We start from the raw sequence: 21,904 nt of genomic DNA on the forward strand, positions 1-21,904 counted from the left end.
AACCATGTGCCCAGCGCGCGCGCCCGTGTGATGGCGTGGGACTGCTCCCACGGACAGGTGATGCCTGACCTGGTTTGCTGAGAGGCGGCCTGAAGTGTTCAAGCCGTAGCCGAAGGGGTTCCACGAAGGACGTCGTGCGGGTCGCGCGCAGCCGCGGGCCGGCGTCTCGCCAGAACAGATCGCCCCCGACTTCGGCGTCCACCCGATCACGCTGTCCAGGTGGCTGCGGCGCGCCACGCAGAGGAGGGCGCCGGGTGCGGCATATCCGTCGCAGGCGAACCTGCCGTCATGATGATGTACCCGCTCGTCCGCGAGATGGCCACCACCGCAGCCCTTCAGCTTGACTCTGTCGGGGATCTTGGAGTTTCCCGGTGCGACAGCATGATCGACGGGCATGCTCGGGTAGTTCCTCCGATCGATGCAGCTGTCGAGGTGCCCGTTGTCCCTCCGCCCCCGTTCCGGTGAGCATGTCCCGCCTCTGACCGCGCAGGTCGCGCAGGCGAGCAACACGGGTGGCACGACGGCGATATGGGTAGGTGACCGCCTCGATGGGCTGTGGTGCGACGAGGATTTCGCCGACTGGTACCCGCGGGACGGGCGTCCGGGTCTCTCGCCTGCTCAGCTGGCCACAGTCTGTGTGCTGCAGTTCCTGCTCGGCCTGTCGGACCGGCAGGCCGCCGAGGCGGTCCGCTGCCGCATCGACTTCGAGTACGCCATGGCCATGGAGCTGGACGATCCCGGTTCGTCCACCACATCGACAAGGCCGGAGACCGGCCCCGCATGGGCCTGTTCTTCCGTGCCCGCGCCTGGAGCGGCGAACCAGAACTGCGCGAACCGGACAAGTGCACCCAGTGGAAGTTCTGGGACCCCGTCACGCTGCCCGACAACCTCGTCCCCTACACCCGGGTGGCCATCGGAAAGATCCAGAACGGGGAGCTGTACAGCGAGACGGGATGGCCCGCATGACCGGCACACCGAGCGGCGCACACCGCCGTGTATCCACTGCAACCACGGCCGGCCGTCAGGACACCCACCTCGTGGTGATCCGCGGCAACTCGGCGTCAGGCAAGTCAAGCGTGGCCCAGGGCTTGCGAGATCACTACGGCCGCGGTATCGCGATCATCGGCCAGGACGTGATCCGCAGGAACGTGCTCAGGGAACACGACACCGCGCGCGGCGCCAACATCGCCCTGCTGGGCAGGATCGCACGCGACGCACTGAACGCCGGCTTTCACGTGGTGCTGGAGGGGATCCTGTACGCCGACCGCTACGGCCACATGATCACGTCTCTGGTACGCGACCACCGCGGCATCTCGAGCTGCTACTACCTGGACGTACCGCTGGAGGCAACGCTGGCCCGGCACGCCTCGAAGGCGGATGCCGCCTACCTGGAGCAAGTCACCGACGACCACCTCACCTCCTGGTACCGCGAGCTGGATCTGCTGCCCGGCGGTCTGGAGACCGTGGTCCCGGCCGACAGCACGCTGCAGGACACCATCGCGCGCATCCTGCGCGAAACCGACCTGGCCTCTGCCTCCCCCATCCCACCGCCGCAGTGCAAGCCGTCGCAGGGAGACTCGATGAGCAGTCCGGTGTTGATGTCCGATCCGCGGGTCGCCGCGGTCCCTGTGCGCGAGTGCGGGGAGCCGCTCGTCGACGTGCGTGACCACGGCTTCCGCGTCGATCCCCGCAAGCAGGATCCGTTGGGCGCGTTCGCCCACGTCCGGGAGGGCGTACTGGCCCGGCTGGAGCACGCCCGCTCGCTCCTGCCCGCCGGCACCGACCTTCTGTTCATCGAGGGCTACCGGCCGCCGGCCCTACAGCAGCGCTACTTCACCGAGTACCGGGACGAGTTGGCCGCCGCTCACCCCGACTGGGCAGCTGAGCAGCTGCACCAGGCCGCCAGCCGGTACGTGTCGCCGCCGGAGATCGCGCCCCACTCCGCGGGCGCGGCCGTGGACGTAACCCTCGTCGACCAGGACGGCCACGAACTCGACCTCGGCACCCGCGTCAATGCCTCCCCCGAGGAGAGCGACGGGGCCTGCTTCACTCAAGCCCCGAACCTCAGTGATCGCGCGCGCCACCACCGCACGCTGCTGCTCAACGCTATGGAGAACGCAGGTTTCACGAACTATGGAACCGAGTTCTGGCACTTCTCGGTAGCGGATCGGTACGGCGCGCTGATGCGGCAGGAGCCGCACGCGCGCTACGGACCGATCGAACTGCCCTAGCGAGCCGGCATCCTCGTCCACTTTCTCGCCACCCACGCCGGTCCGGAACCACAGGAGCGCGGCCACCGCACCCTGGCGCGCCTGCGATCCCAAGGCCGCAACGGACGGACCGCATCGAACGGAGGCACGTGTGCCTGACGACACCCAGCAGGCGATCCCAGCCGTCCCGAGTCCGGCGACCGGAGACGAACCACAAGAGCACCACATGCACCTGCTCGGGCGGTACTACCGCCAAGTGGAAGCAGGCCGCAAGACGATCGAAGTGAGGGTGGCCACCCCGCAGAAGCGCGCCGTCGCAGTCGGTGCCACGGTCGTCTTCCACGACCGGGACACCGGGCGGGAACTCGATGTCATCGTGCAGCGGATCACCCCGTACCACTCCTTCGAGGATCTGCTCAGCTCGGAGGACACCGTGCGCATCGACCCGGACGGGCCGCCCGGAGAGCTGCTCGCCCACCTCCGCAGCATCTACTCGCCGGCCAAGGAAGCCCTCGGCGTTCTCGCCCTCGCATTCGACCACCGCCCGGCCCGGCCCGGCCGCCCCATGCCGATGACGGCCGAGGAGTACGCGCAGACCGTCCCCCACCATACGGTGTACGGCTGCCTCTACATCCGCGACGAGCACGACCGGCCCGTCCAGCTCCGCTCGGTCTACGGCTCAAGACTCTGGCAGTTCCCGGGTGGCAACCTGGACGCCCCAGGTGAGGACCCGCTGCAGACCGCACGGCGAGAGGCGATCGAGGAGACGAGCCTCGAACTCGGCCTGGACACACCGAAGCTGCTCCTGACGCACTTCCTGCACGCCGGGCCGCGCCTGCCGCTGAACAAGGTGGGGCTCATCTTCGACGGAGGCCGGCTGACCGCCAGCCAGCTCGGCCGGATCCGCCTCGATCCCGCCGAGCACGACATGTGGGCCGTCCACGACCTCGCCACCTGGCAGGAGCTGATGGCACCGCGCGCCTTCGCCCGCCTCGACGCCATCGAACGAGCCCGGCGCGGCGAAGGCCCCGCCTACCTGATCACGCACACCTGACCCCCAGCACACCCACCAGGAGGCAGCCGTGCACGCCGAGGATGCTGGTAGTTCCGGCTATCAGAAGTTGCGCAATAGGTGCCCCGCGGGCGGCTCGTAGTGCCCGAGCTGCCCTTGTGTGCGACGGGTGGGAGTGGCACCTGCCCGGCCCCGGGCACGCTGCCGCGATTCACACGATTCGCAGGAGCAGGGTGGCGGCGCAGTGCTCGGCGATGGCCATGGTGGTGAGATTGGGGTTGGCGGAGGGGAGGGACGGCATCACCGAGGCGTCGATGACGTACAGGTTCTCGAGGCCGTGGACGGCACCGGTGGCTGACACGACCGCTTCGGGGTCGTCCGCCTGGCCCATGCGGCAGGTGCCCACCGGATGCTGGTAGGTGGCCAGGGTCTGCCGCAGCGCCTGCAGTAGCTGCTCGTCACTGGCGGAGGGCCCAGGGGTGGTTTCCTCGCCCAGCAAGCCCTGAAGCGGCGGGGTGTGCGCCAGGCGGCGGGCCACTCGCATTCCCTTCACCAGGCGTTCGCCGTCCCGTGGGTCGCTGAGGTAGCCCGGGTCGATGAGGGGCGACTGCCGGGGGGGCGGTTGAGCGCAGCAGCAGCCGGCCGCGGGAGTGGGGTCGCAGTAGCCCGACGAACAGGGTGAGCACGGCGTTCCCGTCCTCACCGGTCTCCGGGCCCAGGGGGAAGATGTGCAGGTCCGTCTCGCCTCCCGCAGTGGAGGAGCAGGTGAGGAACATCTGCAGGACGGCGGCGTGGGGGTCGGGCAGGTCGGTATCCGCGGGGAAGGAGAGGGTGACGGTCGGATGGTCGTGGAGGTGGGCGCCCACGCCCGGAAGGTCGGCCACGACGGGGATGCCGAGGTCGCGCAGGTGCCCGGCCGACCCGATCCCCGAGCGCAGGAGCAGAGGCGGGCTGCCGTAAGAACCGGCCGCGAGAACGACCTGCCGCGCCGCAGTAGGGACGCCTGCTCGTCCGCGAGCCGGACCCCGACCGCCCGGCCCCGCTCCACCACGACACGGTCCACGAGGGTTTGCGCCGGATGGTGAGGTTACGGCGCCCGCGAGCTTCAGGAACGGGCATGTCGGTGACGGTGAGCTCGTCAGGGGCGACGGGTCCGGACAGGAGGATGGCGTGCATGGTCTTGGGCATGACGGTGTTTTTCTTCCGGTGCTCGGGTGGCGTCAGGTTCCCTCGGGCCGCCGGCTGCGGGGAGCCGAGCCGAGTGCCAGGTCGTAGGAGTCGGTGACCAGGTTCTCGACGAGGGCGGCGGTGATGCCCGGGCCGGCGCCCACGGAGACCCAGTGCGTCTTGTCGAGGTAGCGCCCGGCGGTGATCGAGGGATGCGAGACCCGAAGGCTCCGTCCGTGTTCCGGATCGGCCTTGACCGTGATGATCCGCTCGTCGGGGTCGTCCGTGACGATCAGGAAGACCTTCCCGGCGACCTTGTAGACATCGAGCTTCTCGGTGAACGGGCGCCCGCTGCTGGTGCCGGGCAGTGCCTCGGCCGCGCGGCGTGCCGCCTGCTGCAGCCGCACCCCGGTGAGGGTCATCGCTGGGTCCGGTCATGCCCGGCGAACGTTGCCGGGTCCACCGGCTGCTGCGCCTTCGGGAGATTGGCGACCACCAGCAGATAGGAATCGGTCACCAGCTCCTCGACGAGACCGCGGTCGAGGGAGCCGCCGCCCTCCAGGGTGATCCAGTGCTTCTTGTTCATGTGGTAGCCGGGAGTGATCTCGGAGTGCTGCTCGCGCAGCGCCGCCGCCTCGTCGGGGGCGGACTTGACGATCACCATCGGCTCCCCGGTGACGTCGGTGATCAGCATGAAGACCTTGCCACGCACCTTGTGCACGTCCCACTCCGGACCGAAGGGGTGCTCCAGTGCTGTGCCGGGCAGGCCCTCGGCGCACTCGGCGGCCATCTGCTGCAGCTTCTTGCCGTTCATGATGTTCAGCTCCTTGCTCCCTGCGCGACGGGGCCCAGTGCTCGGCCAACCGTCGGCTCCGCTTTCCCGGCCCTTCTTTCGCAGACGCTCACGAGGAGGCCCCTGCTGCGCCGCAGAGGGGCGCACCCGCGGCCTGACACCCCAACGATTACCAGCCACCACGTGAACGATCAGGGTTCGCCAGGCCGGGCGATGCGCTCAGACGATTTCTTCAGCTGAGCCGAAGTCCATGTCCATGGGCCGAATGAAGGACCATGTGGAGTGGATGACGCGCCACTGCGAATCCTCCTCCTTCTGGTAGAGCTCGATGCAGTTGTACTTCATGTCGATGAGGTTGGTGTCCGCGTACACCTGGAAGGTCAGCAACGCCATGTCGTCGCCGAACTGCACGCGCGGGCTGCGCATGTCGTAGGCATCAGCGTGAAGCTTCCCGTCCAGCTCGTCCAGGAACCCATCGATGCTTTCGTGGTCCTCCACCCGCTGCCGCCTTCCTGTCCGACGCCCGGGCGGCCACCGGTTCGATCAGGTCCTCCATGCGGCACTGGAGGATGTCCAGCAGCGCCATCAGCGTGGTCAGGCTCAGCCGTTCCGGACGCTCGACCACCAGCCGGTAGACCTGGCTGGCCGACAGGTCGATTCCGCGTTCAGCCAACAAGGGCCGCAGATCGGTGGTGGAGAACATGCCGCGGGTGGCCATGACCTCCCGCAGATGCCATCTGTAGTCCAGCTTCGTCGTCACGTCGTCTCCCTACTGTTCCTGGTGCAGGGCCTTGTCCAAGACCTTGCGCATCATCGTGTTCATGAAGTCCCCGCTCACCCCCGTGCAGAGCGCCGTCGTCGAGGCGTAGCGGTGACCGACCTGCCGTTGGACGAACGCCGGGTCGGCGCCGTCCTCAATCCGATGGGTGACGTGGCCGTGCCGCAGACAGTGCGGCACAAGATCGGAGTCCAGCCCAAGGGCGTCGCGGTACTCCGCGAAGCGGTCCTCGATCTCCCGGCTCTGCAGCCGGCCAGCGCGCTCGGTGGGCCACAGGGCCGCGCCAGCCGCGGCACGGTGGCGGGGTCGGATGTCGGTGACGTAGTCGTCGACCGCCTCCACGGCCCAGGGCATCACGCTCAGGACGGTCCGCCGACGGGGCGCAGAGCCCTTGGAGCGGGTTCCGGTGCACGATCCGACGACCGCGGCCGAGGAGTAGTACCCAGCGCGGCTACGGTGGTCGAGGGGCCCGGTACTGCGTCCCCCGTCGGTACCGGGCCCTTTCGCGCGCCGTCAGGCCCGGCCGCGGAGGCGCGCCCACATGGATGAGCGGGGCTGGGATACCGCTACGACGGCTTGTCCGAACGCTTCGAGGGCCGTCTCAAGCCGGGTGGTGTTCTTGATGTCACCGACGGCCGCAAGAAGTTCGTTCGTCGTCTCGACGACACGCTCCCACGGATGACCACCGCGTTCGGCGTACGTCGGCACTGCCCATGCCTACGCCACCACCATCGTCGACCACCTCTCAGTGGGCGCCCGGGCCGCGATTCCTCGCGACCCGTACGACTTCCTCGCGGAACTCTTCCGGATAGGGCTTGGGCACAGCGACATCCTTCCCACCCGCCCCACAGGGCGAGCCAGTTCAGATGTCACCCGATCGTGCAACAGACCCTTTCTCATGATGTACCGCCAGCGGACGAAGAACCTCCTGGGACCAGGATGCACCGCGCCCAGACACAGCGCCTTGCCCACGCCGACGGCGGCTGAGGGGCAAGCCGGTCTCGGTCTCTCAGTCCGGTCGCCTGCCATGCAACGACTCTGAGGCGATCAATCCCAGATGCCCGAGTTCCACGGAGCGTAGTCAGCACCAAACCAGCACGGGAGTCAGCACCGTACTGTCAAATCACCCTGAACTGCGCGTCCCGGACGGCACATCACAGGATTCCCCATCGCACGGTCGTCCCGGCAGCCCTGTGGAGAACCCGGACCGCCGAGGGCACCACCCGGCTCGGTGTGCGGGCCGCCCCTCTTGCTCAGTGCGCGGTCCAGCCGCCGTCCAGGACCAGTGAGGTGCCGGTGACGAAGGACGCCTGCGGGCCGCACAGGTAGGCCACGGCCTCGGCGACCTCCTCCGGTTCGATGAGCCGCCGCACGGCGCTGTCCCGCAGCAGTACGTCGGTCAGCACCTGCTCCTCGGGAATGCCGTGTGTCCGGGCCTGGTCGGTGATCTGCCGCTCGACGAGCGGGGTGCGCACGTAGGCGGGGTTGACGCAGTTCGAGGTGACGCCGTGGGGGGCGCCTTCGAGGGCGGCGGTCTTGGACAGTCCCTCCAGCCCGTGCTTGGCGGAGACGTAGGCCGCCTTGTAGGCCGAGGCCCGCAGGCCGTGGACGGAGGAGATGTTGACGATGCGGCCCCAGCCCTGCCCGTACATGTGGGGCAGGGCGCCGCGGATGAGCCGGAAGGGGGCCTCCAGCATCACGGTGAGCACGGTGTGGAAGACGTCCGGCGGGAACTCCTCGATCGGCCGCACCAGCTGCAGTCCGGCGTTGTTGACGAGGACGTCGGTGCCGGCGGCGGCGACTTCCGCGGCGTCCAGGTCGGTCAGGTCCAGGACGTGGGGTTCGACGCTGCCCGCGAGGCCCCCGCAGCTCCCGGCGAGGGCGTCCAGCCCGGCGGCGTCCCGGTCGATCGCCCGGACCTTGGCCCCCGCGGCGGCCAGCCGCTGCGCACAGGCACGGCCGATGCCGCCGGCGGCGCCGGTGACGAGGGCGGTACGGCCGGCGAGGTCGAGCGAGGAGGCGTGGGGGGCCGGAAGGACACTGGGCGAGGTCATGTTCCGACCCTAGGCAGGGCCCGCCCCGCTCCCCATGTGGGCGCGCCCCACACTTCAGACGGAACCAGTGGGGTCGAACCATGTGGGGGCGTCGGACAGTGCCTGCTTGACCCGGTCCTGCCCGAAGTTCCTGAGGTCCGGCAGGGCGTCCACGGCGAACCAGCCCACGTCCAGCGACTCGTCGTCGTTGACCCGGGCCTCGCCGCCGACGGCCCGGCAGCGGAAGGTGATGTCCATGTACTGGCAGACGTCACCGTTCTCGTACGTGACCGGGTTCAGCGCCTCGACGAGGACCACCCGCTCGACGGCGCACCGTACGGCCGTCTCCTCCTCGACCTCGCGCACGGCGCAGGCGGCGGGCTGCTCCCCCGGTTCCGGGATGCCGCCGATCAGGGACCAGCGGCGGTTGTCGGACCGCCGGTTCAGCAGTACCCGGCCCTCGTCGTCGAAGACGACGGCGGTGACTCCGGGGAGCCAGAGCAGCTGGTGTCCGGCCGTGGCGCGCAGGTCGCGGATGAAGTCGGGAGTAGCCATGCGTACGACCCTAACGGGCCCCTCGGGCAGCTCCCGGCGAGACCGCGGGGCGTGCGGCGGGCGTACGGCTACACGTCGCGGGCGCGTCGCCCGCGCACACCGGCACCGACGGCCCAGCCGAGTGCGCCGGCCGCGGCCAGTACCAGAGCGATCTCGGGTACCACTCCCAGCCGGGTGGCGGGCGTCTCGGAGGAGCGCAGGGGCACCTCCTGGACCAGGGAGTCCGCCACGAACATGCCGGTCTTCTGGGTGACCCTCCCGTCCGGCATGATGATCGCGCTGACCCCGCTGGTCACCGGCACGGTGACGGTCCGGCTGTGCTCGACCGCGCGGACGCGGGACATGGCGAGCTGCTGGTAGGTCATCTCGCTGCGGTCGAAGGTGGCGTTGTTGCTGGGCACGGAGATCATCTGGGCGCCGTCGGTGACCTCGGAGCGCACCGCCCAGTCGAAGGCGGCCTCGTAGCAGGTGACGAGCCCGACCTTGGTGCCGGCCATGGTGAACACGCCCGGTTCGGTGCCCCGGCTGAAGTCCTGGCTGACCATGGAGGTCCAGTCGTCGTTGATCGCTCCGATGAGCGAGCGCAGCGGGAGGTACTCGCCGAAGGGCTGGATCTGCCGCTTGTCGTAGGTGTCGACCGGGCCCTTGTCGGGGTCCCACAGGATCTGTTCGTTGAGCAGCTTGCCGTCGCGTTCCACGACGCCGCCGACCGAGATGGGCGCGCCGATCTCCTTGGCGGCCCGGTCGATGACGGCGCGGGCGTCGGGGTTGGCGAACGGGTCGATGTCCGAGGAGTTCTCCGGCCAGAGCACGAAGTCGGGCCGGTCGACCTTGCCGGCCTTGATCTCGGCGGCCAGGCGCCGCGTCTCGCGCGCGTGGTAGTCGAGTACGGCCCGCCGCTGGGCGTTGAAGTCGAGACCCGCGCGCGGCACGTTGCCCTGGATCACGGCGACGGTCGCGGTGCCGTCCTCCGCCTTGTCGCTGACCAGCGGCCGGGCGGCCACGGCGCCCACGACGGGTACGGCCACGCTGAGGAGGGCCACCGCGGCCGCGCCGCGCGGTACCTCTCGGGTGCGGCGTGCCCGGACGGCCAGGCGAACGGCTTCGCCGAGGCCGAACCCGCACAGGACGACGGCGAAGCCGAGCACCGGTGTGCCGCCGGCCGCGGCGAGCGGCAGGAAGACGCCGTCCGCCTGACCGAACGCGACCTTGCCCCAGGGGAAGCCTTCGAAGGGCACGCGCGCGCGTGCGGCTTCTCCCGCGGTCCACAGCGCCGCCGCCCACACGGGCCAGGCCGGCAGCTTAGACACCGCGGCGACACCCGCGCCGACCAGCGCGACGAAGATCGCCTCGATCGCGGCCAGGGCGAGCCATGGGCCGGGGCCGACCTCCACGCCGGTCCACACCAGCAGCGGCAGCAGGAAGCCGAGACCGAAGAGGTAACCGAGGCCGAGGCCCGCCTTCCAGCCGCGGCCGCGCAGCACCCGGCCGAGGACGGCGAAGGCGGGCAGGGCCAGCCACCACAGGGTGCGCGGCGGGAAGCTGACGTAGAGCAGCACTCCGGAGAGCGCGGCGGCAGCGGCCGGGAGGAGGCGCAGGAGCCGCGCGGCGACGCGCGAGGCGGGTGTGGTCTGCGGCTGTGTCCGGTCCGACTCGCCGACGGAGGTTGCGGTGGCTGTCACCCCCCGGAGTGTACGGCGGGTGACCGTGCAGCCGACAGCTCGGTCCGCGGTCGCCGCGAGGCCCTGGGCGACCGGTGCCGGCCGGTGCGACACGCGGTCGTGGAGCCGCTCCGCTCCGGGGCCTCGCGGCGGCTCAGCGCCGGGGTGCGCTCAGTGCGCCGGTCCCGGTGCCTTGGGCCGCAGCCGGTCCTTGATGACCTGGACGGCCGCTTCCGCGTCGTCCACGGTGATCGTGAAGGTGTGGCCGTCCCACAGCCGCAGGATCACGCCCTCCCCCCTCCGTACGACGACGGCGGTGCCCTTCTCCGGCCGCCATCGGTAGCCCCAGCCGCCCCAGTGGCGTGGGGTGACGTGCGGGGCGAACTCGGCGCCGACGACGTGCGAGAGGGGGATGCGGCGACGGGGCAGGCCGATGTGGCCGCAGCGCACTTCGAGGCATTCCTCGTCGACTCTCAGGGCGACGTGCACGAACGCCAGTGTGCCGAAGAGGACCAGCAGTCCCGCCGCGATGCAGCCGACGACCGCCATGGCCAGCGGGGCGACGCCCGACTCCCAGGCCGATTCGACGGCCAGCGCGATACCGAGTGCCACGCAGGCGGCGCCGATGAGCGCCAGCAACCACTGGACCCGGTTGGTGGCACGTCCGGTCCAGACGTCCGGCTGGGGGGTGGTCTCGCCGTGGCGATGCCTCATGGATATGAGGTTACTCATGTTTCGCTGCGCGGGTACCTCGTCGCGCAGGGTGACTGGGCCGACCGGGCGTCCCCGCCGGTCAGCGGGCCGGCGTCACAGCTCGCAGGAGCCGGCCCTCGTCGTAGGCCAGCGCGGGCGCGGGCAGCGGGCCCTCACGTCCGCTCAGCAGCACGGTGAGGGTGCCCTCGGCCGGCGCCCCGGGGTCGGGGCGGGCACCGATCCGGCGCAGCGCCTGGGCGGCGACCGCACCGGCGGAGCCGTGCAGGACGAGGCGCGGGGCGCCGGGGCGCTGCACGGCGGCGCGGATGCGTTCGGCGACCAGTTCGTAATGGGTGCAGCCCAGGACGACGGTCGTTACCGCGTCGGGTGTCAGGGCCGCCGCGGCGGCCACGGCCGCGGCGATCGCGTTCTCGTCCGCGTGTTCGACGGCGTCGGCGAGCCCCGGGCACGGCACCTCGGTGACCGTCGCTCCGTCGGCGAACCGCTCGATGAGACCGCGCTGGTAAGGACTGCCGGTGGTGGCGGGCGTGGCCCAGATCGCCACGGGGCCGCCACCGGCCGCGGCGGGCTTGATCGCCGGGACGGTGCCGATGACCGGCAGCGCGGGTTCCAGCCGGGCACGCAGTGCGGGCAGCGCGTGGACGGTGGCGGTGTTGCAGCCGACGATCAGGACGTCGGGACGGTGCGCGGCGGCGGCCTCGGCGACGGCGAGGGCCCGCTCGGTCAGGTCCTCGGGGGTGCGCGGTCCCCACGGCATGCCGTCGGGGTCCAGGGAGAGGATGAGATCGGCGTCCGGTCGCAGGCGCCGTACCGCGGCGGTGGCCGCCAGCAGACCGATTCCGGAGTCCATGAGAGCGATCTTCACCGAGCCACCATAGACGATGGGCCGCTGCGGGCCCCGGCCGTGGGGCAGACTGCGCACGTGAGCGCCGATGCGTGGACCTCCGTCGTGACCGTCGTGACCGCCCTGTCTCTCGCCGCCTGGCTGTGGCTGCTGCTCGCCCGGGGCTTCTTCTGGCGTACGGACGTCAGACTGCCGCTCCTGGAGGAGCCCGATGCCTGGCCCTCCGTGTGCGTCGTCGTCCCGGCACGTGACGAGGCGGCGATGCTGCCCGCGAGCCTGCCGCCGCTGCTCGCCCAGGACTATCCGGGGCGGGTGGAGGTCTTCCTGATCGACGACGGCAGCACGGACGGCACGGGGGAGCTGGCGTGCGAGCTGGCCCGGCGGCAGGAGGGTCTGCCGCTCACCGTGGCCTCGCCGGGGGAACCGCCCGCCGGCTGGACGGGCAAGTTGTGGGCGGTGCGCCACGGCATCGAGCTGGCGCGCGCGCGTGAGCCCGAGTACCTGCTGCTGACGGACGCCGACATCGCCCACGCGCCGGACAGTCTGCGCCGGCTGGTGGCGGCGGCCGGCGCCGGCGGTTTCGACGTCGTCTCGCAGATGGCCCGGCTGCGGGTGGAGAGCGTCTGGGAGCGGCTCGTGGTGCCTGCCTTCGTCTACTTCTTCGCGCAGCTGTACCCGTTCCGGTGGATCGGCGAGGACCGCACCGGCGCGAACGGGGGCACCGGGCCGACGCGGACACGGACGGCGGCAGCGGCGGGTGGCTGCGTGCTGCTGCGCACCGAGGCCGCCGAGCGGGCGCGGATTCCGGACGCCATCCGGCACGCCGTCATCGACGACGTGGCCCTGGCGAGGGCCGTGAAGGGCGGCGGCGGCCGCGTCTGGCTGGGGCTGGCCGACCGGGTGGACAGTGTGCGTCCGTATCCGCGGCTGCGCCACCTGTGGCGCATGGTCTCGCGCAGCGCGTACGCGCAACTGCGGCACAACCCCCTGTTGCTGGCCGCAACGGTCGCCGGCCTGGCGCTGGTGTACCTGGTGCCGCCGGTGGCGGTGGTCGTGGGCGCGGCGACGGGGAGTGCGACGGCTGCCGTCCTCGGCGCCGCCTCGTGGCTGGTGATGGCGGGGACGTACGTGCCGATGCTGCGTTACTACCGGCAGCCGGTGTGGCTCGCCCCGCTGCTGCCGTTCACCGCGTTCCTGTATCTCCTGATGACGGTCGACTCCGCGGTGCAGCACTACCGGGGGCGCGGTGCGGCGTGGAAGGGCCGCACCTACGCCCGGCCGGACGCCGTGCCCGAAGAAGGCTGAGCGCCTGGGCCCGGGGGTTCCTCACTTCCGGCCGGGGGTCCAGTTCATGCCCCATCCGTAGGCGTGGTCGACGGTTCGCTGCGGGCTCACGCCGCGTTCGGGCACCAGGTAGCGGGCCTCGCGCTGGACGACCAGGTCGCTGCCGGTGTTGGTGATCAGCGCGAGGGCGCACACCGTCGAGGGGACCGTGCACTCGTCGAGCGAGAAGTCGACCGGGGCGCCGTGCTGCGGCTGGAGGGTGACCGTGGCGTTCAGGTCGGCGAAGGAGCGCGCGCCCTGGTAGATGGTGACGAAGACGAGGACGCGCCGGAAGTACTGCTTGTGGTCGAGGTTGACGGTGAGGTTCTCGCCGGAGGACACCGCGCCGGTGCGGTCGTCGCCGTCGAGGTGGATGAAGGGTGGCTGCCGCAGGGACCCGAAGGCGTTGCCGAGGGCCTGGACGACTCCCTTGCTGCCGTCGGTGAGTTCGTACAGGCAGCACAGGTCGAGGTCGAGGTCGTCGTGCGTGGCGACCGGGCGGCCCAGTTTGCGGGCCCAGCCGGAGAACTGCTTGCGCACCTGCCAGTTGAGGTTGACGCGCAAGGCGCCCGAGGTGCCGCCCTGCTTGGTCAGCGACACGGAGGGTGCCGCCTTGGTGAGCGTGACCTTGGTCAGGCGGACCGGCTCGGCGGAGGGCGCCGTGGGCGGGGGCGGCGGGGTGGCGGTGGGCTGTGCCGCGTGAGGAGCCGGGGGTGTCGGCGAAGGCATGGTGACAGCGGGTGCCGGTGGGGCGGGCGGGGATGCCGGTGGGGCCGGCGGGGGCGCGTGCTGCGGCTCGTCCACCGAGATGCCGTAGTCCGTGGCCAGTCCCTCGAGCCCGCTGTCGTAACCCTGGCCGACGGCGCGGAACTTCCACGCGCCCTGGCGGCGGTAGAACTCGCCGAGCACGAAGGCCGTCTCGACGGTCGCGCCCGGGTTGTCGAAACGGGCCACCACGGTGTTCCGCCCGGCGTCGCGGACCTCGATGTACAGATCGGGGATCCGCCCGAACGGTCCGCCGTCCGAGGAGGCGGCGAGGAGCACGGTCTCGATCGCGGGCTCCACGCGTGCGAGGTCGACGAGGAGGCTGTCGGTCACCCGGCCGCCGGCGTCCCGCTTGCCCTCGTGGCGGACCGCCCCTGAGGAGTGCGCCGGCTGGTTGTAGAAGAGGAAGTCCGCGTCGGAGCGGACCTTCCCGCCCACCAGGAGCAGGGCCGAGGCGTCCGCGTCGGGCACGCCTGGACCGGATCGCCAGCCCAGTTCCACCCGCAGCGCCGTCGTGGGCACCGGCGTGTTCGACCCTTTCGACATTGACATGTCCGCCCCCCATCGCGTGTCACCGGACCGGGCCGCGCCCCGGCGGTTCGCCAAGTCCTCCGATCCCAACCTATTCCCCCCCGCCGCGCGCCCCTCACGCCGAGTACGGGAAGGCGCCCGGACAACCGCCGGTAACCTGCCCGGAACTCGGCCTTTACCCCAAGATCTCTTGACGTGACGCCCTATTTTGCGAAGTTCGCTCGTATTGGGGATGCCAGGTCACGGCGGACACGGAAAACAACCCTCTTATCGGTCTCCCCAACCAGCACATCGTGGGCTTAACTTATGTGCCATGACCTCCCCCCGCTCCACTTATGGCGGCGGCTATTACTCCGCCTCCTTCCCGGACACTCCGATCTACGACTCGCTCGTGGCCGAGCGGGGCACCCCGCAGATCGCCCCGATCCGGGTCCCCGCCGCGTACGACGCGCCGGGCAGCCACCTGCCCGCGCTTCCCTCGGCTCTGCCCGCCCTCCCGGCGGGCCCGTCCCAGCCCTCCTACGGCTACCCGCAGCAGGCACCGCAGCCCGCCCCGCTGCAGCAGGCCCCGGCCGCGTACATCCCGCACCAGGCGACCGCGCCGCGCGGGTACCCCGGCCCCCAGCAGCCACAGCAGCCACGCCCGGCCGCGCCCGGGCCCGCGGGGTACGAGGCGATGCGCCCCGCGGCTCCCCGGCCGGCCCCGGCGCCGTACCAGGACCCGTACAACCAGCAGCAGTACCGCGGCTACTGAGCCGTCCCCGGGGTCGCCGGTGCCACCTGGCACGATGACCTCATGGGGAACGCGCGACTGCAGTCGATTCACGTCCATCCGGTCAAGGCGTCCCGGAGCCTGTCGCTCCGGGAGGCCGTCGTGGAGCCCTGGGGGCTGACCGGAGACCGCCGCTGGATGCTGATCGACGACGGGGGAAAGGTCGTCACGCAACGCCAGCAGCCGCGCCTCGCCCTTGCCGCCGCCGAGCTTCTGCCCGGCGGCGGCGTACGGCTGTCCGCTCCCGGCCTGGAGCCGCTCACGGTGCCGGTCCCGCGCGCGGTGGGCACCGTCGTGGCGCAGATCTTCCGCGACAAGGTCGAGGTGCTCCCCGCCCAGGACGCGGCCGCGCATGCCTGGTGCAGCGCCTTCCTCGGAGCGGACGTGCGGCTGGTGTACCTGGACGATCCCGCCACGCGCCGGCCGGTGGACCCGCGGTACGCGCTGCCGGGCGAGACCGTCTCCTTCGCCGACGGCTTTCCGCTGCTGCTCGTGACGACGGCCTCCCTCGACGCCCTCAACTCCCTGATCGCCGAGGGCGAGCACGCGGCCGAGGGCCCACTGCCCATGAACCGCTTCCGGCCGAACGTGGTCGTCTCCGGCACCGCGCCGTGGGCCGAGGACGGCTGGTCCCGCATCGCCGTCGGTGAGGTCTCCTTCCGGGTCGTCAAGCCGTGCGGGCGATGCGTCGTGACGACCACCGACCAGGGCACCGCCGGGCGCGGCAGGGAGCCCCTGCACAGCCTCGGGCAGCACCGCCGCGTCGGCGGCAAGCTGGTCTTCGGGCAGAACCTGGTCCCGGTGGGCCGCGGCACCATCCGGGTCGACGACCCGGTCCGGGTCGTCGAGTGACGGCCGCTGTCCCTTCCGTGAGCCCGCCGGGAGCCCGTTTCCCCTCCCGAGGGCCCGTCGCGGGTAGCCGCCGATGGGCGGGAACCCGGTCCCGGGCCCGCGCGTTGAGCTTTATGAGACGTTCATGAGAAACCGGCCGGGAGGTGCCACCGAGAGGAGGTGGCGCGCGCTGCCTGACCGAACCGCGCGTGAACGGCTCGGCCGGGGGAGGCACGGAGCGGGAAGGGGGCGGGCGTCGTGCGGGCGATCACGGGGCTTCGGCGCTGGCGGCACAACCCGCTGTGCCGCACGACCGACCTGACCGAGGCGTGGGTGGCTCTGGCCGGACTGCTGCTGATCCTGTCGGTGGCGCCGCTGGCCGGCGCGCTCGTGGGTGGCGTCGCACAGGACGCCCTGCAGCGGTCGGTGCGCGAACAGCACGCGTCCCGGCACCGGGTGGCGGCCACCGTGATCCGTGTCCTGGAGCGTTCACAGCTGACGATCGATCCGGAGGGGACGTCCGCCGGGGGCCTGCGCGGCCGGGTCCTCGCCCACTGGACGGCACCGGACGGCTCGCGGCACGAGGCCCCCGTCCTGGTGGGCATCGAGGATCCGCGCGCCGGAGACCGGTTCGCGATATGGACGGACGCGCGGGGCCGGACGCTGGCCCGCCCACTGGACTCCGCGACCGCGACGACGCACGCCGTACTCGCCGGGGTCGGCGCCGCGGTGTCGGCCGCGGCCCTGGTCGAGACCGCCCGGCGGATCGTCGTGTGGCGCATGGTCCGCCACCGTCACGCCCGCCTGGAGCGGGAATGGGGGCGGGTGGGCCCGGACTGGGGCAGGACCGGCGCGGACAGTTGACGGGCTTCCGCCTCCGGTCAACTCACCACCTGTGCGCACGCTACGGTGGACCGGCCGAACGAAATCGGCGACAACCCGCGTACGACGAGGTGGGGGCACGGCAACGCCATGGCACAGGGCACGGTCCAGGTGACGCACACCGGCACCTCGCGGTGGCGGCGCCGCACAGGTGAGTACGCATCGCTCGCCGCCGCCCTGGAGGCCGCGGCCGACGGTGACGTCCTCACCATCGCCCCCGGGACCTACCGGGAGAACCTCGTCGTCCAGCGGGCGGTGACCCTGCGCGGGCCCGAGGGCGCCCAGGGTTCCGTCCGGATCGCGCCCGTCGACGGCGTCCCGTTGACCGTGCGCGCCTCGGCGGTGGTCCAGGACCTGCACGTGGAGGGCCAGGACGCGGCGGCGCCCGCGGTGCTCGTCGAGGAGGGCACGCCGGAACTGCTGGGGCTGCGGGTGGTCACACGTTCCGCGTCCGGGATAGAGGTGCGCGGCAGCGCCCGTCCGACGGTGCGGCGTTGCAGCGTCGACAACCCCGCCGGTGTCGGCATCGCCGTCCTCGACGGCGGGGGCGGCGTCTTCGAGGAGTGCGAGGTCGTCTCGGCCGGTCAGGCGGGCGTCGCGGTGCGCTCCGGCGCGCACCCCCGGCTGGAGCGCTGCCGGGTCCACCACGCCGCGGGTTCCGGCCTGACGGCGACGGGCGAGGGATCCTCGCTGGAGGCCGTGGGCTGCGAGGTCTACGAGGTGCGGGGCAGCGGCGTGCAGGTCACCGGCCGGGCCACCGCCCACATGACCGACTGCGACGTGCACCGCACCACCGGCGACGGCGTCACGCTCGACACGGACGCGGTGCTCACGCTCGCCGACTGCCGTATCCACGAGATCCCGGAGAACGCGGTCGACCTGCGCTCCCGCTCCGTCCTCACCCTGACCCGCACCACCGTGCGGCAGTTCGGGCGCAACGGCCTGTCGGTATGGGATCCGGGCACGCGCGTGGACGCCAACCAGTGCGAGATCTTCGACAGCACGGGCGACTACCCGGCGGTCTGGGTCAGTGACGGCGCGACCGCGGTGCTCGACTCCTGCCGGGTGCACGACGTGCCCGACGCGCTGTTCGTCCTCGACCGCGGATCGCGCGCGGACGTCGTCGACAGCGACCTCTCCCAGGTGCGCAACACGGCCGTGTCGGTGAGCGACGGCGCGACCGCGCAGCTCGACGACTGCCGCATCCGGGACGCCGCCACGGGCGCCTGGTTCCGCGACCACGGCAGCGGCGGCACCCTGAACAACTGCACCCTGGACGGCAACCGCACCGGCGTGATCGTCACCAAGGGCGCCGACCCCACCATCGAGCGCTGCACGGTCGACTCCCCCTCGGAGGCGGGGGTCTACGTGTCGGCCGGAGGCCGCGGCAGCTTCCTGAACTGCCGCGTGACGGGCAGCACCGGCTACGGCTTCCATGTGATCGACGGCTGCCGTACGACACTGCGCAAGTGCCGTACGGAGCGGTGTGCGCGGGGCGGGTACGAGTTCGCGGACGGCGGACCGGACACGGCGTACGACTCCGGTCCGCTCGTCGAGGACTGCACCAGCGACGAGAGCGGCGGCCTGACCCCGCCCGCCGCGCCGGAACCGGTCGTACAGACGGCGAGCCACTCCCCCGGCCTGCTGGGCTCCATCCCCGGGCAGCGCAGCACCGAACAGGAGCCCCTGATCGCGGGCGCCGGGCCGCGGGAACCGGCCCGGACCTCGAAGGCCGTCCTCGGTGAACTGGACGCGCTGGTCGGTCTGGACAGCGTCAAGCGCGAGGTGCGGGCCCTGACCGACATGATCGAGGTTGGCCGGCGCCGGCGGCAGGCGGGGCTGAAGGCCGCGTCGGTCAAACGGCACCTGGTCTTCACCGGCTCCCCGGGCACCGGAAAGACCACGGTCGCCCGGCTGTACGGCGAGATACTCGCCTCCCTCGGCGTCCTGGACAAGGGGCACCTCGTCGAGGTGTCGCGGGTCGACCTGGTCGGCGAGCACATCGGCTCCACGGCGATCCGCACCCAGGAGGCTTTCCAGCGGGCGCACGGCGGCGTGCTGTTCATCGACGAGGCGTACGCGCTGTCCCCCGAGGACGCGGGGCGGGACTTCGGCAAGGAGGCCATCGACACGCTGGTGAAGCTGATGGAGGACCAGCGGGACGCGGTCGTGGTGATCGTCGCGGGGTACACGGCGGAGATGGAGCGTTTCCTGTCCGTCAACCCGGGTGTGGCGTCCCGGTTCTCACGGACCATCACCTTCGGCGACTACGGGCCCGAGGAGCTGCTGCGGATCGTGGAGCAGCAGGCCGACGAGCACGAGTACCGGCTGGCGCCGGGTGCGGCCGAGGCGCTGACGAAGTACTTCACGGCGATCCCGAAGGGCCCGGCCTTCGGCAACGGCCGCACCGCCCGCCAGACGTTCGAGGCGATGGTGGAGCGGCACGCGAGCCGGGTCGCCCAGGTGGCCGACCCCAGCACGGATGACCTGACCCTGCTCTACGCCGAGGACCTGCCGGAGCTTCCGTAGCGGGGCCCGCCGGGACCGCCGCGGTCAGCGACCCCGGCGGGTGCGCGTCCGAGCGCCTCAGCGGTCCCCGGCTCCGTCGTCCGCCGGGGCGGCGGGCGCCGGCCGGTCGGTGTGGCGCGGCGCCGGTACTTCGGGGCGCAGCCGGGCCAGCAGGCGCTGCCGTTCCTCGGCGAAGGCCGGGTCGGCCTGGTAGTCGGAGTGGCCGAGGATCGGCGCGGGCAGCGGGTGGAGTGCGGTGCGGCCGTAGGTGAGCGGGTCCTTGAGGGGCGCGCGGTCCACCGCGGGGCCCGAGTCGCCGGGCAGCCGCATCGGGCCGCCGATGGGGTCGGTGCGCCGGTAGAGGTTGCGCCAGCAGTCGACCTCCTCGTGCAGCGAGCCGAGCGCGGCCGGTCCGAAGTGGGCCGGGAACCAGCGGCCGTACAGCCGCTCCAGTGGTGAGCCGTAGGTGAGCAGGGCGACCCGTTTGCGGGCGGACGGCTCCAGTTGCCAGGCCGCGGAGGCGGCGAGGACGCTGCCCTGCGAGTGCCCGGAGATGACCAGCCGCCCGCCGGTGGCCCGGGTCCAGGTCGCCATCCGCCAGGTGAGGTCGGGCACCGCGCGCTCCGCGTAGCAGGGCGGTGCGAAGGGGTGGGCGGCGCGCGGCCAGAAGGTGCCGACGTCCCACAGGATGCCGATGGTGCGCCGCGCGGAGGCGTCCTTGTAGGCACGCCTGCCCCAGGTGACAAACAGTATGAAGCCGAGGCCGATGAGCCAGGAGCCCAGCGCCTGCGCGGTCTGCGCGGCGCCGTGCACGACGGCGTACGTGCCGCGCGCGGCCTCGCCGGGCACCCGGTCGGTCGCCAGGGCGCCCACCAGGGCTCCGGCACCGAGCAGCAGGGTGGCGGCGGAGGTGATGGCGACGAGGAGGGGGGCCCGGTCGGTGAGGGTGGCCATGGCGCGGGTGAGCGCGATGCGCCGGGTGCGTCCCGGGTCCCCGGCCTCCCCGGCGAGGTCGCCCTCCACGGCGTCCCGTTCGGCGCGGGCGAGGCGCCAGGTGTGCCGGGCGAGCGCGGCGCACAGCAGCAGTACGACGACGAGCAGCGGCGGGATGACGGACGCCTGCCAGGTCAGCAGGACGGGCGGGCCGTCGATGGAGGTGCCGGTGCCGTCCAGCCAGTCCGACACCCGCTGGGAGACGCCGCCGGACATCACGCCGCCCAGGGCGCAGGCCAGCATGGCGACGGCGGGGCCGCCGAGGCCGCGCATCGCGACGCGGGCGTCGGGGAGGCTGCGGTGGAGGACGTGGGCGACCACGGCGAGGGCGATGACCAGCAGTCCCTGCACCAGGGTGATGCCGCCGAACGTCATGTCCCCCGGCAGCCGCCCGGCCGACGTCCACTCCGGGCGGGCCCAGCCGCCGTACAGCACAGCGAGGACGAGCAGGGCGAGGGCGGCGAGCGGCAGGCGTCGTACGAGGTGTTCGTCGAGTTCCCGGTCGAGACGGTTCTCGCTGCGGCCCCGGCGGCAGACCACCGCCACCACGGTGACCGCCCCGGCGGCCAGCGCCGTCTCCAGGACCCAGCCCAGCGTGTCGAGCGGCGCGGATCCCCCCGCCCCGCGGTCGAAGCGTGCCGCCGGTGCGCCGACCGCCGCGGCGACCGTCAGCAGGGCCGCGGCGGTGTGCGCGGCGCGCAGCCGGGCCACCAGGCGGCGCCCGTACCAGAACCCGGGCCGGCCCAGGGCGGTGCGACCGGGGTCCTCCTCGGGGCCGGACTCGCGGTCCGTCGGCGGCTGGGACTCGTACGCCCGCCAGGTGCGCAACGACAGGTACCACAACAGGCCGGTGAGCGCGGCGGGCACCACGGCCGCGAGGGCGAGCCTGCGGCCGGGCGTGCTCCACCAGCCGCCGTCCGACATCTGCGGCGACAGGAAGCCCAGCCAGGAGTGCCGCTCGGCACACGCGCGCGTGCCCGCGCACTGCCACGCCACGAGGTCGAGGGCGACCTCGCAGGCCGCGGCGACCAGCAGCACCGTCAGGGTCAGGCCCACGAGCCGCACCAGCAGCCCGTACAGGCGCACCGCCCGGGTCCGGCCCTGGGCGGTGGGCCGCATCCAGTGGGCGAGGTTGACCACCATGAAGGGCAGAAGCAGCAGCCACAGGGCGCGGGTGCCGTTGCCGGAGGTGAGGTTGCACCAGACGTAGGCCTCGGGCACCGGCCGTCCCCGGTAGTCCTTTGGCCGGGACTCGGCGTCGGCGTCCTCGGTGCGCCGGAAGACGGCCGCGATGTGGTCGCCGGTGACCCGCACGGTCCGCGGGTCGTCCAGCATCTCGGCGGGTGTCGTGCCGCCCACTCCGTGCACCAGGAGTTCCAGGGCGGTGCCGGTCCTCCCCTCTCCCCCGCCTTTCCCCCGCGCGCCGTCTCTCCCGTTCGCCCCGTCTGTCCCGTCGCGCGGTCCGGGGGCGTCCTGTCCGCCCGTACCGGCCGATTCCTGCGCCTGCTCCACTGTCCGCACTCCCCCGTGAC

General features: G+C 72.1%; 22 protein-coding genes and 3 pseudogenes. 10 read left to right on the forward strand and 15 right to left on the reverse strand.

Features of this window, described 5'->3' with window-relative positions; all coding sequences use genetic code 11:
• Positions 1-166: 166 nt before the first annotated feature.
• From QC283_RS39630 to QC283_RS20285, 5 genes and pseudogenes are all read left to right on the forward strand, one after another.
• Positions 167-292, forward strand: a pseudogene (locus tag QC283_RS39630) (hypothetical protein); the annotation flags it as partial.
• Positions 293-418: 126 nt separating this feature from the next.
• Positions 419-682: pseudogene (locus tag QC283_RS20270) on the forward strand (transposase); the annotation flags it as partial.
• 98 nt (positions 683-780) lie between these two features.
• Entirely contained in the window at positions 781-966 is a 186-nt protein-coding gene (locus QC283_RS20275; protein ID WP_279563004.1) for a hypothetical protein, read from the forward strand.
• Positions 963-2,231 (forward strand): M15 family metallopeptidase, encoded by a 1,269-nt coding sequence (locus QC283_RS20280; RefSeq protein ID WP_279563005.1) that lies wholly within the window; start codon positions 963-965, stop codon positions 2,229-2,231. Before QC283_RS20275 ends, QC283_RS20280 begins: the two co-directional genes overlap by 4 nt.
• 130 nt (positions 2,232-2,361) lie before the next feature.
• A complete protein-coding gene (locus QC283_RS20285) occupies positions 2,362-3,264 on the forward strand; it encodes an NUDIX domain-containing protein (protein WP_279563006.1) in 903 nt (300 codons plus the stop codon).
• 169 nt (positions 3,265-3,433) lie between these two features.
• On the opposite strand, the gene QC283_RS20290 is transcribed toward QC283_RS20285, so the two are convergent.
• The 13 genes and pseudogenes from QC283_RS20290 to QC283_RS20345 form a co-directional block, all read right to left on the reverse strand.
• Positions 3,434-3,925, reverse strand: coding sequence for a GMC family oxidoreductase (locus QC283_RS20290; RefSeq protein ID WP_279563007.1), 492 nt, complete (start codon positions 3,923-3,925; stop codon positions 3,434-3,436).
• Positions 3,926-4,073: 148 nt separating this feature from the next.
• A pseudogene (locus QC283_RS39460) lies at positions 4,074-4,364 on the reverse strand (GMC family oxidoreductase N-terminal domain-containing protein); the annotation flags it as partial.
• Between the two features lie 78 nt (positions 4,365-4,442).
• Positions 4,443-4,811 carry an MmcQ/YjbR family DNA-binding protein gene (locus QC283_RS20295; protein WP_279563008.1) on the reverse strand — a complete coding sequence of 123 codons (369 nt, stop codon included), beginning with the start codon at positions 4,809-4,811 and terminating at the stop codon, positions 4,443-4,445.
• The gene (locus QC283_RS20300) at positions 4,808-5,203 is read right to left on the reverse strand and encodes an MmcQ/YjbR family DNA-binding protein (RefSeq protein ID WP_279563009.1); all 396 of its coding nucleotides are present in this window, start codon (positions 5,201-5,203) and stop codon (positions 4,808-4,810) included. Before QC283_RS20300 ends, QC283_RS20295 begins: the two co-directional genes overlap by 4 nt.
• A 198-nt stretch (positions 5,204-5,401) precedes the next feature.
• The gene (locus QC283_RS20305; protein WP_279563199.1) at positions 5,402-5,680 is read right to left on the reverse strand and encodes a hypothetical protein; all 279 of its coding nucleotides are present in this window, start codon (positions 5,678-5,680) and stop codon (positions 5,402-5,404) included.
• Positions 5,619-5,942 carry a helix-turn-helix domain-containing protein gene (locus QC283_RS20310; protein WP_279563010.1) on the reverse strand — a complete coding sequence of 108 codons (324 nt, stop codon included), beginning with the start codon at positions 5,940-5,942 and terminating at the stop codon, positions 5,619-5,621. Before QC283_RS20310 ends, QC283_RS20305 begins: the two co-directional genes overlap by 62 nt.
• 9 nt (positions 5,943-5,951) lie before the next feature.
• The gene (locus QC283_RS20315) at positions 5,952-6,314 is read right to left on the reverse strand and encodes a tyrosine-type recombinase/integrase (protein ID WP_336620656.1); all 363 of its coding nucleotides are present in this window, start codon (positions 6,312-6,314) and stop codon (positions 5,952-5,954) included.
• A 159-nt stretch (positions 6,315-6,473) separates the two neighbouring features.
• Positions 6,474-6,668, reverse strand: a complete 195-nt coding sequence (locus QC283_RS20320; RefSeq protein ID WP_279563011.1) for a hypothetical protein — start codon at positions 6,666-6,668, stop codon at positions 6,474-6,476.
• A 545-nt stretch (positions 6,669-7,213) separates the two neighbouring features.
• On the reverse strand, positions 7,214-8,014 hold the full coding sequence (locus QC283_RS20325; protein ID WP_279563012.1) for a 3-hydroxybutyrate dehydrogenase: 801 nt from the start codon (positions 8,012-8,014) through the stop codon (positions 7,214-7,216).
• A 54-nt stretch (positions 8,015-8,068) separates the two neighbouring features.
• Positions 8,069-8,548 carry an NUDIX hydrolase gene (locus QC283_RS20330; RefSeq protein ID WP_279563013.1) on the reverse strand — a complete coding sequence of 160 codons (480 nt, stop codon included), beginning with the start codon at positions 8,546-8,548 and terminating at the stop codon, positions 8,069-8,071.
• A gap of 68 nt (positions 8,549-8,616) precedes the next feature.
• Entirely contained in the window at positions 8,617-10,230 is a 1,614-nt protein-coding gene (gene lnt, locus QC283_RS20335; RefSeq protein WP_279563014.1) for an apolipoprotein N-acyltransferase, read from the reverse strand.
• Positions 10,231-10,380: 150 nt separating this feature from the next.
• Positions 10,381-10,923, reverse strand: coding sequence for a hypothetical protein (locus QC283_RS20340; protein ID WP_279563015.1), 543 nt, complete (start codon positions 10,921-10,923; stop codon positions 10,381-10,383).
• 79 nt (positions 10,924-11,002) lie between these two features.
• Positions 11,003-11,788 (reverse strand): glutamate racemase, encoded by a 786-nt coding sequence (locus QC283_RS20345; RefSeq protein ID WP_279563016.1) that lies wholly within the window; start codon positions 11,786-11,788, stop codon positions 11,003-11,005.
• A 57-nt stretch (positions 11,789-11,845) separates the two neighbouring features.
• Between QC283_RS20345 and QC283_RS20350 the strand changes: the two genes are divergently transcribed.
• A complete protein-coding gene (locus QC283_RS20350) occupies positions 11,846-13,072 on the forward strand; it encodes a glycosyltransferase (RefSeq protein ID WP_279563017.1) in 1,227 nt (408 codons plus the stop codon).
• Between the two features lie 21 nt (positions 13,073-13,093).
• On the opposite strand, the gene QC283_RS20355 is transcribed toward QC283_RS20350, so the two are convergent.
• On the reverse strand, positions 13,094-14,401 hold the full coding sequence (locus QC283_RS20355; protein WP_279563192.1) for a TerD family protein: 1,308 nt from the start codon (positions 14,399-14,401) through the stop codon (positions 13,094-13,096).
• A gap of 298 nt (positions 14,402-14,699) precedes the next feature.
• Here QC283_RS20355 and QC283_RS20360 point away from each other — a divergent pair, with 298 nt between their 5' ends.
• The 4 genes from QC283_RS20360 (at position 14,700) to QC283_RS20375 (ending at position 19,400) form a co-directional block, all read left to right on the forward strand.
• Complete coding sequence (locus tag QC283_RS20360) at positions 14,700-15,140, forward strand: DUF6643 family protein (protein WP_279563018.1); 441 nt, start codon at positions 14,700-14,702, stop codon at positions 15,138-15,140.
• 42 nt (positions 15,141-15,182) lie between these two features.
• On the forward strand, positions 15,183-16,010 hold the full coding sequence (locus tag QC283_RS20365; RefSeq protein WP_279563019.1) for an MOSC domain-containing protein: 828 nt from the start codon (positions 15,183-15,185) through the stop codon (positions 16,008-16,010).
• Between the two features lie 237 nt (positions 16,011-16,247).
• Positions 16,248-16,853 (forward strand): Rv1733c family protein, encoded by a 606-nt coding sequence (locus QC283_RS20370; protein ID WP_279563020.1) that lies wholly within the window; start codon positions 16,248-16,250, stop codon positions 16,851-16,853.
• Between the two features lie 108 nt (positions 16,854-16,961).
• Complete coding sequence (locus QC283_RS20375; protein WP_279563021.1) at positions 16,962-19,400, forward strand: right-handed parallel beta-helix repeat-containing protein; 2,439 nt, start codon at positions 16,962-16,964, stop codon at positions 19,398-19,400.
• A gap of 57 nt (positions 19,401-19,457) precedes the next feature.
• On the opposite strand, the gene QC283_RS20380 is transcribed toward QC283_RS20375, so the two are convergent.
• On the reverse strand, positions 19,458-21,884 hold the full coding sequence (locus QC283_RS20380; protein ID WP_279563022.1) for a hypothetical protein: 2,427 nt from the start codon (positions 21,882-21,884) through the stop codon (positions 19,458-19,460).
• Between the last annotated feature and the right edge of the window lie 20 nt (positions 21,885-21,904).

The sequence above is a fragment of the Streptomyces sp. DH41 genome, assembly GCF_029813785.1.
Lineage (GTDB): Bacteria > Actinomycetota > Actinomycetes > Streptomycetales > Streptomycetaceae > Streptomyces.

Excerpts from the sequence above, each read along its gene's own strand:
- QC283_RS20315 (WP_336620656.1), bottom strand. The coding sequence starts at position 6,314 with ATGCCCTGGGCCGTGGAGGCGGTCGACGACTACGTCACCGACATCCGA.
- QC283_RS20325 (WP_279563012.1), bottom strand. The coding sequence starts at position 8,014 with ATGACCTCGCCCAGTGTCCTTCCGGCCCCCCACGCCTCCTCGCTCGAC.
- QC283_RS20275 (WP_279563004.1), top strand. The coding sequence starts at position 781 with ATGGGCCTGTTCTTCCGTGCCCGCGCCTGGAGCGGCGAACCAGAACTG.
- QC283_RS20340 (WP_279563015.1), bottom strand. The coding sequence starts at position 10,923 with ATGAGGCATCGCCACGGCGAGACCACCCCCCAGCCGGACGTCTGGACC.
- QC283_RS20365 (WP_279563019.1), top strand. The coding sequence starts at position 15,183 with ATGGGGAACGCGCGACTGCAGTCGATTCACGTCCATCCGGTCAAGGCG.
- QC283_RS20280 (WP_279563005.1), top strand. The coding sequence starts at position 963 with ATGACCGGCACACCGAGCGGCGCACACCGCCGTGTATCCACTGCAACC.
- QC283_RS20375 (WP_279563021.1), top strand. The coding sequence starts at position 16,962 with ATGGCACAGGGCACGGTCCAGGTGACGCACACCGGCACCTCGCGGTGG.
- QC283_RS20330 (WP_279563013.1), bottom strand. The coding sequence starts at position 8,548 with ATGGCTACTCCCGACTTCATCCGCGACCTGCGCGCCACGGCCGGACAC.
- QC283_RS20360 (WP_279563018.1), top strand. The coding sequence starts at position 14,700 with ATGACCTCCCCCCGCTCCACTTATGGCGGCGGCTATTACTCCGCCTCC.
- QC283_RS20295 (WP_279563008.1), bottom strand. The coding sequence starts at position 4,811 with ATGACCCTCACCGGGGTGCGGCTGCAGCAGGCGGCACGCCGCGCGGCC.
- QC283_RS20300 (WP_279563009.1), bottom strand. The coding sequence starts at position 5,203 with ATGAACGGCAAGAAGCTGCAGCAGATGGCCGCCGAGTGCGCCGAGGGC.
- QC283_RS20355 (WP_279563192.1), bottom strand. The coding sequence starts at position 14,401 with ATGTCGAAAGGGTCGAACACGCCGGTGCCCACGACGGCGCTGCGGGTG.